Raw genomic sequence first — 12,849 nt, 5'->3', positions numbered from 1 at the left:
GGGTTCAAGCCTTGGAACGGTTTTGTGAATTCTGCTTTAGCGACGGTACTTGGTGGACAGTTGCCCTATAAGAAGCATCTGCGGCACACTCGGCTTCGGTTTCTTCACTAGGCGCGAATAAGCCAGCAGGCTCAAGTTTGCCCTTTGAAATTTCTAGTGCTTCTTTTGCACCTCTAACGAGGCTATCGCCAATTTCAGTCATCGTTCCCGGCCAACTGTTTGTTCAGAAATGGGATCATACCTTGTTGTGCATGTCTGCGGTGGGAGACGTAGTTTTCTCCAGGTCACAGTTCGCCGCAAAGGCGATACACGCACACAGCTTGTCTCATCATTGCAGCTATTCCATTTGCTGCCCATTAAACTGTCATTCGACGCGATCCCGATTTTTCCCGGAGGATCAACATATCTATCGCAGATAAAAGCTCCCAATTGCCGCAGCGATACACTCTTCAAATCTGAGCGCAAGCTTTACCCAGTGGTTGTAGCACGATGGAGTTCGTCCCGATTTCCGGACAGTCTGATTATTGGCCCTATGCAGCGGTTTTCCAAGCCATGTTTTCATACGCTTGCGCGGGTGTTTGGTAACCGATGGCTGAATGCCGCCTCTGACGGTTGTAGAAGACCTCAATGTATTCGAAGATCGCAGCCTTTGCCTGGGCGCGCGTTTTGAAGCGCTCCCGATGAACCAGTTCCTTTTTCAGCGAAGCAAAGAAGCTCTCCATTGTTGCGTTGTCGAGACACTGGCCTGTCCGGCTCATGGATTGAACGATCTTAGCAGAACGCAGCAATGCACGGTATTCACTCCCAGCATATTGGACGCCGCGGTCCGAATGATGGATGAGACCGGGCACCGGACCGCGCCGCTCCAATGCCATTTTCAACGCATCACAACACAGTTCTGAACGCAGGTGATCGTCCATGGCCCATCCAACGATTTCACGTGTGGCCATATCCTTAACTGCAGCGACGTAGAGCCATCCTTCGCCCGTATCGACATATGTGATGTCGGCAAGCCAAACCCGGTTTGGGATAATGCAATCGAACTGTTGTTCCAGTAGATTGGGCGACGGTTTGAGGCTGTGATTACTATTTGTGGTGCGCGGCTTTCGTCGCTTGTGCAGCCGCGGTGAAATCTTGTTCTGTCGCATTATTCTGGCCACACGCCGCTCTGACACGACCTCGCCGTCAGCCCTCAAATCTCGGTGGATCCGCTTCGACCCATACCGTTTTTTACTTCGAGAGAACGCTGATTTAATCTTTGGAAGCAGATCGGCGTCCCGGTCAGTACGTTGTTTTTGCCGCCGATCTCGCGCGGGCTGTGAGCTGTCAAAATCGTAAAACCAACTGCGGGTGATGCCCAAAATACGACAGAGCTGAGCGAGAGGATAATGAGCCTTTTGGGCAACGATGAAATCCCGCTTCGCGTTCATGTCTTCGCTGCCCTTGAGGCGAAAAAAGCGGAAGCTTTCTCCAGGATTTCATTCTCCAGCTTCAAGCGCTTGTTCTCTTTGCGCAAACGCTCCAACTCCGCGGCATCCGCCTGCTGTCTGCGCACGGCTGCCATCGATCCTGCCGCTTCAATCTCCAAGCGCCAAGTCTTCAACTGCGAGCTTGAAACACCCAATTCCTTTGCCACACCGCTTTGCGTCGCGCCCGGTTCATAAAGACGGCTGACAGCTGCCGCCTTGAACTCATCTGTGAATGTCCGTCTCGATTGTCCCATTCCATGCTCCTTTCGTGGACAGGGGTAATTTACCCCGATGTCCGGGAACAGGGACGAAGTTCACGACATTTGAACACCCCTAAAGAAAGGTCAACGGATCGCTTAGCCAGAAACGCCAGCGATTATTCCAAATTACAAGAGCATTTAACTCCACACTCAACCAAGCCAAATTCCAATCAGGCTAATGCGAGGTCGCGCATCTGGCTGAGCGCGATCTGGTCAAACCAGGTCATGTGGTGTCCTTCCCGAAGAATTGTATCAATCTGATCAGCAGCATCTGGGTTGTCGCTCAGTAAGGGCAACGTGACTTTGTATAAACTCGGTGCAATACCGGGGTTTTTGCCGACCCAAGCTTTGATACTGGAGGCGAGGTCCTGTTTTATCGCGCTGTCAACGGAAGCCCCTGTCAGCTTCTCCTGGAAAATATAGACGCCCGCTATGCCGACCAGGTGTTCAATCTGCATCGTTTTCAGGGCCTCGACCGGCAAGTTCTCATTTGACAGGGTCGCCAAATCATCGCGCAGCAGATTGAGTTCATCTAGAATACTTGAAACGCTTACACCTAAGTCTTGACTCCACGGATTCTGGCGGAAAGCCTGAACATAGGCCCGGGACAAAATCCAATGGGTGCGTTCGACCCGCGCGCGGCACTGGGCAAACAAATCACTTTCAGCTGCAGCCTTGAGCATTTCGTCGATGTCATGCTCCATGTTGGTCAGCTCATCGTAAATCCGCGAAAGTGCGGGCTGCAGTTCAAGCGTTGTGTTGCTGGGCATATCCAAAGCGGCAAACCGTGCGGTAAGCACCTGGAAATAGGTCAACTCTGCGCGACGCTCCTCGCTGCGTGAGGCAGCAACCGCACGGCGCGCGTACACCGCTGCCCCGTCCCATTGCCCGACCCAGAAAGCAACGCAGCCAGCGAAGAATGCAGACCGCCAGAGCTCCGTTTCGTCTATCCTTTTTACAATCGAAGAGAGTGGCGCGACGTCTTGCTTGAGCACAACCCTGTCCAGCAGCGGGTACAAAGGTTGATCACCGATAATCAGGTCAAATTGCTCCCGCAGCACCGGCATGCCCCGGACTGCTTGCGCGGGCTGATTCGCCGGGCGCTTAATGATTTCGCTAGCAATGCTGTGCGCGATGGACAGCTCCAGATTGAACTTATCGATTCTTTCAACCGCCTGGCGTAGATACGTCACCGCTGCTTGACGGGTGTTCGGGGAGTTGGACAAATATTCCCTAAAGCTTTCAAAGGCTTCATCGCGGCGGCTGAGCAGCTCTGGGTTTAGGTAATTGACTCTCTCTGTCATATCACGCCACAGATTCACGATCATGCGTTGCACGGGTCCCACGCCTTCCCATTGGTTCGAAATCCACCTCAGCGGTGTGAATACTTCGCCCGCGAAACTGCCTTTCGGAGGAGAAACAGTTGGTTCGGGTATGTAAAGCGGCACTTTGTACCTACGGCGGGTTCCCATTCCCAAAAGCGAGTCTAACGCTACCTTCAGATCCTTGCCGATCTGGCCAGAGCTGAGGCTGTTGGGCAGGCGTTCAGTGTTGAGAAACGGAATGTACTGACTAATTCTGCGGAAGGGAAAGAAATCGAGCTCCTCATGCCCTTCGGTTTCCCACCAGTCCACAGCGGCATTGAAAAGATTGCGATCAAGCGTGATCAGCACATAGCGCGTCGGCGCCAGTGTCCCCTCTGTCACGTTCCGGTTAAGCTGGACGATTTGTTCTGCCGTAACGGCGTCTGCGGTATCCTTCTTGGGATTACGCTTTTTCTTTTGACTGGTTTCCTGCCGCTGCTCCTTAATGCGCGCCTCCCACGAGTTCACTGCCTGCGGAGAGGGTTTAAGGACCTCGATCGTGGCGTTTTCGTCAAGGCTCATGGGCAGCAAAAGATCCTGCCTCCGTATCCGCTCCAGCATCTGAGCTTCGCGCAGCTCATTGAGGATGCCGTCTTCGGGCCAATGTGCGCCGGTCGCCGTTGTGGAGTTGAACGCTTCGACAGACGCGGCAATATCCCCCCCGGATTGTGCCAGACGGATAGCTTCTTCTTGAAGGCCCGCTTCCTCCGGCGTTACAGATTCCAACTTGGTCGCATGCTTATCCAAGCGACGAGACAGCTTGTCCATATGCTTGGACAACTCGACCATGTGTTCTTCGGAGATAGAGGCCGGAACCCCCCACTGCCCTTCCATCTCGCGAGAAAAGACGAACTCCGCCGTGATGATGGCAAGCTTGCGATAGGCTGGTGTTTCTTCGCCTGAAAACGGGTTGACGTAGGCACTCTCGCGCATGGGATCGAGAAAAAACCGCACCATGTTTGAGTCAAGAACGTATCTAATGCTACCGCGGTCTTCCCGCGCGAAAGACTCATCCTCTTTCTGCAAGGTGATCGAGTTGCGCAAGTCTAGGCAGGCACTGAAATAAGCGGCGAGCTTGCGAAGCCTGTAGGTGATCTCCCGTTCGGGTGTTTCTGCATCCGCGGCGACCATTACGCCGCCCTCGCACCATAGTCTTGAAGCCAGTCGCCAGCCACAGGCGGTGCTGGAGGCTTGTAGAAGTTCGTGATCTGACGCTCCACTCGTTGGTAGATGCGATCATAGGCCGAGCCAAATACCCCGCGCATCGCCTCCAATGTACTCGGTCCGTCCTCAACCGAGATTTCGCTTTGTAGGCGCAGCATGTTCCGCACCGCGTTCGGGTTTTTGAATGTATGCGGTCCCAATTCAGCCCAGAGCGGCGCCCACTGCTCGTTCCAATCGGTACGGTACGGCAAGTTATCAAACCAACGACGCACAAATTCGAAATGCGTCCGCGTCAACAGTTGCGGATAACTCTGGAACCCGACGAGCACACCAGGCACCTGATCCAGCACTTCCTTACGGTCGCTGGGGCGCGCGCGATCAATGCCTTCGACAAGCGCAATACCGACCTCAGGCCCCAGAATGTCGAGCGTGTCACAAAGCAATTTGCGTGCACGTCCGGCAGCAAGGCTTGGTAAAATGGCAACCAGGGCGATGATGAAACGTTCACGCGCGCAGCCGTCAAACTCACAACACAACAATGCGGCCTCGGCGAGAACCTTGTGCGGCTGGGAGTGTTCAGACAGGCTCAGCGGCGCGAAAGCCTCCGGGTTGCCCTCATTGTAGAGTATCGCGCCCTTGCGCAACCAGTCGAAAGCATCCCGAATGCTGGGCATGGGCCGTTGCGCCGCAAGCTGATCGATTTTGCATTCGACGGCATCGCGACGTCGCTTGAGATCCTGCAATTCGAACTTGATCTCTTCCGGGACGCTTGTGGCACGCCCCCAGTGACGGTGACGACGCTCCTCATTCGCAATCCACTTGCTGCATCTTTCTAAATGCCGCAGACGGGCAAGACCTTCGCCAGCATCGACAGCATCAAAAAGCGAAACGCGCGCCTGCCAGCGCGCGTGATCGTTAGTTATTGCCTCGCGTGCGGTGCTGGGGTCTATTTCCGCCCGGCCAAACGCCCCCCGATCCGCATCAAGCAAACTGACGACTTCGCTGATGACCTCTGGTCGCAGCTGCCAGACCTCAGCGCTCCTGCTGCCTTCGCCGCCTGCGCGCTTGGCGCCGGTTTTTTTAAAGAATCGCTGACCGCTTCTGCGAAAAAAGGAGTCCAGTGCTGCGCGACCAACATCTGCGCGCGATAGTATCTCCGGTTTAGTAAAGCCCTGCTCTCCAACTGCACGTGCGGCGCGTAATATCTTGAACTGTTCAATATGCATGGCAATACCTCTCTAACTCATAATACGTCAAATAACAAACTATGCAATAGTAAATTTGCTATATGACAGATCAAGGAGTGGGAAGCTGATCTAGGCGCGCCATTAATTCGTTAACTTGACGATCTTCAAGAAAAGTATCAAAGATTCCAATGAGATCGTCCTTCACATCCGGCGACAAATCCTCCCAGAACTCTGCAAGTCCCATAAAATCTTCGCGTTGTGAAAGATCCATGTGCAGGTTCAAAGCCGTCAAAAGTCTGAATTTCCAGTCCGTTGGCCTGCCTCCATGTAACTCGAGGTTTTTTACCCTCTCCCAGACCATGTATGTGCCGTAAGCACGGGCACGGCGAATCTTTGCGTTTTTCCGCTTGCTGTCAGATGCACTGGTAATATCGCGTGACAGCTGGGTGCGCTTTCGCCCGTAGTCTACGCATCTATCCTGAGCCCGCATCCGTAGTCTGCGAAACGTCTCGGACGGAATGTCCGGAAGTACAAGTGCTATCAGCAAGTCCCGCGCAGCCGCATCGACAGCACCTTCCGTGAAAGAGCAGCTAAACGGCACTTCGCCAATTGTGTTTTCAAGCGCCCGCCCCTGCCCGCCGTGGACAAACACCTCGTGAAACAGAAGATAGGGTAGCATGAGAATAGCGTCGTCGATCACCTCCGGGTCGTCGGGGTCCGTGGGCCATTGCACGACAAGCAGGCCACTATCCGGATCATAACTGCCATCAAGCGGCATGGTACCATCGTGATTTTCGCCTAGGCTGTCGAGGCACACAACGATCTTGCCGGGCGGGCCGCGTAAGTCTTCGCCGCCATGCTTTTCAAACCAGTTTTCCGCAAAGGCGCTCAAATGCTCCGTCAGTTCACGGACAAAGTTGACGCAAAGCCCGCCCGGTCGCGCCTCACCACCTACTACTCCGTCAACAAAGAGCTTCCAGTCAGAGAAACCACCCTGGCATTTGCGGTCCGAGTAGGCGCTGCACTTTTTACAGGAAATCTGTTTTGTTTCGGCTTCGAAGGCGGCAATGCCGGAGGCCACGTTTTCGTGGTCTTCTCCGTTCGTGCGCTCCTGGACCTTAGCATTGATGGACTGGAGCGCCTCATCAACCGGAGGCTCGTCACGCTTCTCGCTGTGATCTTCCAGCACGTCCTTGATGGCGTTCTCAGTATCGCGCACGAACTTTCTTACGGCCGCAGGCGTTTCGGATTTGTCATCAACGCGGGCAGCTACAATGGACACAAGGCGAGCAAACCGCGCAGAGATTAGCTTACGGTCCACAAGGTGCAGTGAAGGCTCCGCCTCAGATGCGGAGAAGATAACCTTCATTCATCAGCGGGATCGGTCTTATCTTCAACAGAACGACCCCCTTTGTTGATTGCCGGTTTGATGACTTTCTGCCAGATCAAGGTGGACAGGGCGATTGTGGCAGCGGTACCCACGTTGACGGCAATCTTTATTAGAATCGCTTCGGCGATGCCACCAAGGTGGTTGGCTGGCTTTTCAACTTCGAACAACGCCATGTCTTCGGGCAGAGCATCGAGTTCTTCCAGACGGATACCGGCTTCTTCGGCGTCCTGCCTGAACGCAGGATCATGTCGCAACAATCGCAGTTGCTCCGATATTTCAATCTCCAAAACGTCAGGATCGGCGGACTTTACGAGACCTAGCAACTCCTGGGCCATACAATTTAACCTCAAAACTAGTTTGTTTTAATAACTAATAGTTGTACCAATTTCGTACGGATTTCAAGAGTTGAGGGGATAGCTGCAGCGCTTAATGTCGTAGCAGAGTATGCAGGTATGTGAGCGACGGCTATTTCGTCCGTAAAGAGTCGGCCCTGAACATATTGCTCATGCGGCCGCGAGGACGTGTCGTGTCCGCCGGCCGAGTGAGATTGCAGTCGGGGCGTCGAGTATTCCGCTCCAGGTTTGAGGCCAAACATTTCTGATATGAGCCAGGATCAGGCGGATGTTGTGGCCGCGGCCGCAGAGGACTGCGAAGATCGCATCGCCGCGCGTGCCCTTGAGCGGGCAGCTTCTGAGGCGACCATCGCTTTTCATGTGGCCGGTAGTATGTTCTATGGCGCTACGCCGGCGGATCAACTTACAAAGGACCGATGTGACGCGGCGTCTCTGGCCGCTAGGGAACACTTGGCTGGAAGTGACCCCATGGCCACGGTAGCCACGGTCGACGAAGACCTAGGCCGGGCGCGTGTTGGTGAGGATTTCCACCTGTTCCAGCGCTTCGGCCAGGGTGTAGCCATCGTATGGGTTGCCGGGCAGCGACCGCATACCGACCACAAAGCCTTCTTTCATCGTGGTGGCGACGCTGACCTTGCGGCCAAACTCGTAGCGCACCCGGGCCTTGCCCTTGGAAATACAGTCAACCGCGGGTTCCCGTCCGGCGATAAATGCGCCCTAACGTTGTTGCGGTCGCAACGCCAAAGTGCCAACTTCCCGGACCCTCGCCGCGCATCAACCGAACGTCCGGTACCCGAATTGTGGGAACTTGGGAAGTTCTTGAGTCTCAAAAAGTCAAATCGCTAAGTATTTGATTTTGTTGGAACCGCAGTCTCACCATTAAGGTGATCCGACACAATGTGTCGGAGTACGTAAATAATGAGACCGAATTATTGAGACTCAACGCCTAATGTTCTCAATAACTTAGGTTTTTGAAGCATCTACGGCGTTTGAAGGGGATCTGTCCTGCACGGCAGCGTATGCGTCTTTCTGATCAACGCAATCTGGAGATCGTAGTATGAGCTACACCAAGATCCAATGCGATGGCGCGACAGCTCTCACCAGTTGCCATGCGCTCGCGAGCAAGTTTCTGCTGATGTTCAGTTAACTTGGGTTTCCGGCCAAATTTGACGCCCTGTTGCGCAGCGATGGCACGGCCCTCGTTCGCGCGTCGAGTGATACGCTCCCGTTCGTCTTCGGCCAAAGCGGAAAGGAAAGCGAGGATGCCTTTGCCCATCGGAGTGGTCAGATCGAGCCAGGGTTTATCAAGCACCTTCACACAAGCCCTACGATCTGCGATCCGCTGAATGATATTGATGCCGTCGATCATGGATCGTGTGGCCCTGTCCCACTCCGCGATCACAAACACATCCCCTGCCCCAAGTGCGTCTATCGCGCGCTCAAGCTCAGGCCGTCCCTTTACTGTTTTCCCAGACACCTTCTCTCGGAAAATCTTATCAACGTTGGCGGCGTTTAGCGCACCGATCTGTCGATCAAGGGATTGTCCGTGACTGGACACTCGGGCGTAACCAATAAGCATGACCTCATCGTACATGAACGCCTTTCAATACGCACCTGATTTATGCACCACACCAAGAGGCTTGTGTCATGGGGTTCCTGAACATGGTGCAAATATCGTGAATTTCGCACCAGCGATCCGTTGAACAAACTTGCCCAAAAATCGCGTCAGAAAATCTACGTTCAATGTCTCAAATCTATGACGGGAGATAGCCCCCAAGCGCTCGGCCAACGAGCGCAGGGTCGCCTTCAACACGGGCCAAGATATGAGAGCCCTGCAACGCGCTTAGAAATGACAGGGCCGACTGTTGCGGGTTGGGCTGCCCCAATTCAACAAATTGCTTCACCAGCCATGTTTGCGTGTCGCGGAAATAGAATGACAACGCTCGATGCACATCGGGGCTAACGTGCGCAAATTCAGCAGCCATCATGCCGCACATACAAATCTTGTCATTCCTGACGTACCCTTCGAAAAATTTGATCAGCCCTTGAATCCGATCTTCCGGCTTATCCATTTCGTTGTCGAAACCTTCCATGACGGCTTGCTGAACGTCTCGAAGGCGTTCCACCAAAGCAAGCGCCAGGTCTGCTTTCGCTTTGAAGTAGTAGTGGATGCTTGAGCTTTTCACCCCAACGCCGGCCGCCAAATCAAGGTAGCTGAAGCCGTTGAAGCCTTTGGCTTGGGTTAGATCTTCGGCCAGATCGAGGATTCGTGTGCGTGTATCAGTCATTCATTTTCTCCTGATCACCTATATGTATATCAGTTTTAGTAAGTCAAGCCTACTCCAATCGACGCCTGAATTCGGCGTTTGTCATCAAAATTATGTTTGTAAATAGATGGTTGTAGGATTTCAGAGTAATTCTCACTCTGGATGGGTTGCTATCTATCTATATATATGTAGATAAGAGAGGCACAAACAAACTCGATGGAGAACACAATGAGCTACCTTCCTGTACACACCAAAGACACCGCACCTGAAGCCAGCAAGAAAATTCTTGAACAAACGCAGAAAGCCTATGGGTTCGTACCGAACCTGTTCGGCGTATTTGCAAGCTCGCCCGCAATGGCCGAAGCCTATGGCGTTCTAACCGGTATCTTTGAGAAAACCGACCTGACCCCGACTGAGCGCCAAATTGTCCTGATGACAAACAACCGTCTGAACGGATGCACTTACTGCATGGCCGCACACACGACGATTTCGCAAATGCAGAAGGTTCCCGCCGATGTGATCGAAGCATTGCGGAATGGCACAAAGATCGCTGACCCTAAATTGCAGGCGTTGCACGTCTTTACCGCGCGCATCAACGAGACACGCGGCTTCGTTGATACAGCAGACGTCGATGCGTTCCTGGCTGCCGGCTATACCGAAGGCAATATCCTGGATGTGATCTTGGGCACGAGCCTGAAAGTCCAGTCAAATTACACCAACCACATTTCCCACACGCCAGTCGATGCCGCGTTCCAGCCGAACGCATGGGAAGCGCCGAAGGCTAAAGTTGCGGTCAGTGCTTAACACTGAAACTGAAAAACGTTGGTGGCCATAGTGTACGCTTTGGCCATCAAGTCTCAACGAGCCGACGGCAATAGACAACGGTTCATAGGATCGGTGACCGAGAATGTTCAATATTCACCCAGGCTCATGGCGGTATAGCGACTACTCGCAAACCCTCCAGCTATCAGCTAACAGAACACGCACGATCACAGAAGGGACTGGTTCGTCCACGAAGACGATGCAAGTGTCACCCGATCATCGCGTTGGGAAAATTGCGATGTCCCTGCTCTGGGCAACAATACGTTACGTACCGTTGCGCGTCTTCTTCTTGAAGGCCTTGGGATGGTCGCTGCGAAAAGCGCGGATTGCCCGGGTTGCTGCTCCATTCGGCATCGGTCGCGCTGCTTTGCGTTGAGCTGCCGCATCCGAAACTCTGAACTCCAATCAAAGAGGACACAACATGGCAGATCACCCATCTTCCCACGCACTTCTGGAAGAGATTCGCGCCTGCGCGATCTGCAAAGATTTGCCCCTTGGGCCGCGCCCAATTTTGCAAATTAGCGAATCTGCCAAGATTTTGATTGTTGGGCAGGCACCGGGGAAGAAAGCGCACGACAAAGGCATTCCGTTCGATGATCCTTCCGGAGACCGGTTGCGAAGCTGGTTGGGCGTTGATCGAAAGACATTCTATGACGCCTCGAAGTTCGCAATCCTGCCAATGGGTCTCTGTTATCCAGGTAGTGGAAAGAGCGGCGACCTGCCTCCGCGCCCCGAATGCGCCCCCGCGTGGCGGGATCGCGTTTTAAATATGCTGGAAGCCGTCGAGCTGACACTGCTTATCGGTCGGTACGCAATTGATTGGCACTTACCGGAATACTCCGACGACACCGTGACCGCTGCTGTGCAGTCATGGCGTGATGTTTGGCCCAAGAAACTGATACTACCACATCCCAGTCCGCGAAATAACAGATGGCTCAAAGCAAACCCTTGGTTCGAAACTGATGTGATCCCCGCTTTGCAACAACGCACCAAACAATTGCTCTAGTTCCACTTTCCACACGAGAATCCGCCATGCTCGAAGCTTCCATAATCGCCTTTGCTACATTCTTTGCGACAGTCGGTCCGCCGGATGTTGCTGTCGTCTTCGCAGCGCTCGCAGGAGATAAAACGCCCTCTGAGCGGCGTCGATTGGCTATTAGAGCTACTTTAATCGGAGCCGCAATCCTGTTGTTTTTTGCCTTCTTGGGAAAACCGCTCCTATCCTACCTCGGGATCTCATTAGCTGCTTTGCGGACCGCTGGTGGTATTCTGTTGTTACTCATCGCCATAGACATGGTTTTTGCGCGCATGTCTGGCGGCACTTCTACGACGTCGGAAGAAGAAGCGGAAGCGGCGGACAGAGATGATATCACGGTGTTCCCATTGGCAATGCCACTCATCGCAGGACCCGGCGCCATCGGTGCCGTAATTTTACTTGTCGCTGATGCAAATGGCGATCCTGTCCAGGTCATGACCGTGATAGGTTCGCTCATAGCCGTTCTGTTGGTAACGCTCCTTCTGATGATCGGTGCAGCACAGTTTCAGAAGTATTTTGGCATGACAGGCGCTCAAGTCGTGTCCCGCGTATTGGGAATTCTGCTCGCTGCGTTGGCCGTTCAATTTCTGTTTGATGGCATCAAAGAAAGCGGCCTCTTGATATGAAGTCACGACGCCTCGGATGCAGACATTCATTTGAAACTACCGAAGGATAGGTCTATTCACATCGGCGACGTCAATTGCCATGTCATGTCGGCCAGCCTTTGAACTCGGCGCAAGGAAAGTTTGCAGAACACAGAGTCTCATTAATTCAAAATACCAAGCTGTTGAATTCCCTAAACACGCAGTTTCATCAAAAAAGAACACCGACACACATTGTCGGAGTACGTAAATAATGGGACCGAATTATTGAGACTCGCCTCCCATTGAATTCAACACCTTAAGTTTTTGCGTTTTTTTACATGTTTCGACGATCCAGGCGTTACACGTCGACGTCAGCACGGGTTGGAATGTTCACTGATATCTGGACGTGTCGCGGTTGCACTGACCGGCATCCCGGATCTTGCCATTCTCCAGAATCGCCACCTGAGCAAAGGTGCGATGCACATCAAGCGCAATGATTTTCATCACGGGCTCCTTTCCAAGGTAAGTAACCAAGGGAGCCAGCGGGCCACACGACAACTACGGATCCGCGCTCGCAGCGCAACCGGGCAAGTCGAAGGGGCGGCCAGATAACAACTCGAGCTCACAGCTCATGAGATACTTCGGCCTGCCCGCCATTCGTGCTCCCAACGCCCCAATCCCGGTGGACCAATAGTAATCCACATCGAAGCCTTCAGAACCTCCGATTGAAGCGTCGCGATCATTCATGCCGGATAACAACATGACCGAACAGGATCATCGTTTCATCAAGCGACGCATTCGGCCAATGCTGGGGTTCAAGTCATTCTCTTCAGCGGCGGCAACGCTCGAAGGAATCGAAGTGGCACACATGATCCGCAAAGGTCAAATCACACCCGGCATCTGTCCGTTTCGGCAATTCGCAGAGCTGGCGGCTTAGCCCGCCGGTACCAAGC

12 protein-coding genes and 2 pseudogenes are annotated in these 12,849 nt (G+C 53.5%); 4 read left to right on the top strand and 10 right to left on the bottom strand.

Annotation, left to right across the window (positions count from 1 at the left end):
- Nucleotides 1–4: 4 nt before the first annotated feature.
- From AB1E34_RS07600 to AB1E34_RS07555, 10 genes and pseudogenes are all read right to left on the bottom strand, one after another.
- Nucleotides 5–202 carry a hypothetical protein gene (locus tag AB1E34_RS07600; RefSeq protein WP_372571735.1) on the bottom strand — a complete coding sequence of 66 codons (198 nt, stop codon included), beginning with the start codon at nt 200–202 and terminating at the stop codon, nt 5–7.
- 328 nt (nt 203–530) lie between these two features.
- On the bottom strand, nt 531–1,430 hold the full coding sequence (locus AB1E34_RS07595) for an IS3 family transposase (protein ID WP_372571734.1): 900 nt from the start codon (nt 1,428–1,430) through the stop codon (nt 531–533).
- A complete protein-coding gene (locus AB1E34_RS07590) occupies nt 1,427–1,723 on the bottom strand; it encodes a transposase (protein ID WP_372571733.1) in 297 nt (98 codons plus the stop codon). Before AB1E34_RS07590 ends, AB1E34_RS07595 begins: the two co-directional genes overlap by 4 nt.
- 176 nt (nt 1,724–1,899) lie before the next feature.
- A complete protein-coding gene (locus tag AB1E34_RS07585; RefSeq protein ID WP_372571732.1) occupies nt 1,900–4,224 on the bottom strand; it encodes a basic helix-loop-helix domain-containing protein in 2,325 nt (774 codons plus the stop codon).
- A complete protein-coding gene (locus AB1E34_RS07580; RefSeq protein ID WP_372571731.1) occupies nt 4,224–5,483 on the bottom strand; it encodes a hypothetical protein in 1,260 nt (419 codons plus the stop codon). Before AB1E34_RS07580 ends, AB1E34_RS07585 begins: the two co-directional genes overlap by 1 nt.
- Nucleotides 5,484–5,553: 70 nt before the next feature.
- Nucleotides 5,554–6,813 carry a hypothetical protein gene (locus tag AB1E34_RS07575; protein ID WP_372571730.1) on the bottom strand — a complete coding sequence of 420 codons (1,260 nt, stop codon included), beginning with the start codon at nt 6,811–6,813 and terminating at the stop codon, nt 5,554–5,556.
- A complete protein-coding gene (locus AB1E34_RS07570) occupies nt 6,810–7,169 on the bottom strand; it encodes a hypothetical protein (RefSeq protein WP_372571729.1) in 360 nt (119 codons plus the stop codon). The genes AB1E34_RS07575 and AB1E34_RS07570 overlap by 4 nt, the downstream gene beginning before the upstream one ends.
- A gap of 168 nt (nt 7,170–7,337) precedes the next feature.
- Nucleotides 7,338–7,883, bottom strand: a pseudogene (locus tag AB1E34_RS07565) (transposase); the annotation flags it as partial.
- A 337-nt stretch (nt 7,884–8,220) separates the two neighbouring features.
- Nucleotides 8,221–8,781, bottom strand: a complete 561-nt coding sequence (locus AB1E34_RS07560) for a recombinase family protein (protein WP_372571728.1) — start codon at nt 8,779–8,781, stop codon at nt 8,221–8,223.
- Between the two features lie 160 nt (nt 8,782–8,941).
- Nucleotides 8,942–9,475: a TetR/AcrR family transcriptional regulator gene (locus AB1E34_RS07555; RefSeq protein ID WP_372571727.1), complete on the bottom strand. Its 534-nt coding sequence runs from the start codon at nt 9,473–9,475 to the stop codon at nt 8,942–8,944.
- Between the two features lie 207 nt (nt 9,476–9,682).
- Here AB1E34_RS07555 and AB1E34_RS07550 point away from each other — a divergent pair, with 207 nt between their 5' ends.
- The 4 genes and pseudogenes from AB1E34_RS07550 to AB1E34_RS07535 all read left to right on the top strand — a co-directional run.
- Nucleotides 9,683–10,258, top strand: a complete 576-nt coding sequence (locus tag AB1E34_RS07550; RefSeq protein WP_372571726.1) for a carboxymuconolactone decarboxylase family protein — start codon at nt 9,683–9,685, stop codon at nt 10,256–10,258.
- A gap of 439 nt (nt 10,259–10,697) precedes the next feature.
- The gene (locus AB1E34_RS07545) at nt 10,698–11,282 is read left to right on the top strand and encodes a uracil-DNA glycosylase family protein (protein WP_372571725.1); all 585 of its coding nucleotides are present in this window, start codon (nt 10,698–10,700) and stop codon (nt 11,280–11,282) included.
- A gap of 26 nt (nt 11,283–11,308) precedes the next feature.
- On the top strand, nt 11,309–11,938 hold the full coding sequence (locus tag AB1E34_RS07540; protein WP_372571724.1) for a MarC family protein: 630 nt from the start codon (nt 11,309–11,311) through the stop codon (nt 11,936–11,938).
- Between the two features lie 712 nt (nt 11,939–12,650).
- Nucleotides 12,651–12,833, top strand: a pseudogene (locus AB1E34_RS07535) (DDE-type integrase/transposase/recombinase); the annotation flags it as partial.
- Nucleotides 12,834–12,849 lie beyond the last annotated feature (16 nt).

Origin of the sequence: Ruegeria jejuensis, from assembly GCF_041537905.1 — a bacterium.
In the GTDB taxonomy this organism is placed as follows: Bacteria; Pseudomonadota; Alphaproteobacteria; order Rhodobacterales; family Rhodobacteraceae; genus Ruegeria_C.
Note: the sequence above shows the minus strand (reverse complement) of the source record. Positions and strands in the feature narration are given on the sequence as shown.

What these genes read in the sequence shown, in the direction of transcription:
- AB1E34_RS07600 (WP_372571735.1), bottom strand. Translation starts at nt 202, where the DNA reads ATGACTGAAATTGGCGATAGCCTCGTTAGAGGTGCAAAAGAAGCACTA.
- AB1E34_RS07595 (WP_372571734.1), bottom strand. Translation starts at nt 1,430, where the DNA reads ATGAACGCGAAGCGGGATTTCATCGTTGCCCAAAAGGCTCATTATCCT.
- AB1E34_RS07590 (WP_372571733.1), bottom strand. Translation starts at nt 1,723, where the DNA reads ATGGGACAATCGAGACGGACATTCACAGATGAGTTCAAGGCGGCAGCT.
- AB1E34_RS07585 (WP_372571732.1), bottom strand. Translation starts at nt 4,224, where the DNA reads ATGGTCGCCGCGGATGCAGAAACACCCGAACGGGAGATCACCTACAGG.
- AB1E34_RS07580 (WP_372571731.1), bottom strand. Translation starts at nt 5,483, where the DNA reads ATGCATATTGAACAGTTCAAGATATTACGCGCCGCACGTGCAGTTGGA.
- AB1E34_RS07575 (WP_372571730.1), bottom strand. Translation starts at nt 6,813, where the DNA reads ATGAAGGTTATCTTCTCCGCATCTGAGGCGGAGCCTTCACTGCACCTT.
- AB1E34_RS07570 (WP_372571729.1), bottom strand. Translation starts at nt 7,169, where the DNA reads ATGGCCCAGGAGTTGCTAGGTCTCGTAAAGTCCGCCGATCCTGACGTT.
- AB1E34_RS07560 (WP_372571728.1), bottom strand. Translation starts at nt 8,781, where the DNA reads ATGTACGATGAGGTCATGCTTATTGGTTACGCCCGAGTGTCCAGTCAC.
- AB1E34_RS07555 (WP_372571727.1), bottom strand. Translation starts at nt 9,475, where the DNA reads ATGACTGATACACGCACACGAATCCTCGATCTGGCCGAAGATCTAACC.
- AB1E34_RS07550 (WP_372571726.1), top strand. Translation starts at nt 9,683, where the DNA reads ATGAGCTACCTTCCTGTACACACCAAAGACACCGCACCTGAAGCCAGC.
- AB1E34_RS07545 (WP_372571725.1), top strand. Translation starts at nt 10,698, where the DNA reads ATGGCAGATCACCCATCTTCCCACGCACTTCTGGAAGAGATTCGCGCC.
- AB1E34_RS07540 (WP_372571724.1), top strand. Translation starts at nt 11,309, where the DNA reads ATGCTCGAAGCTTCCATAATCGCCTTTGCTACATTCTTTGCGACAGTC.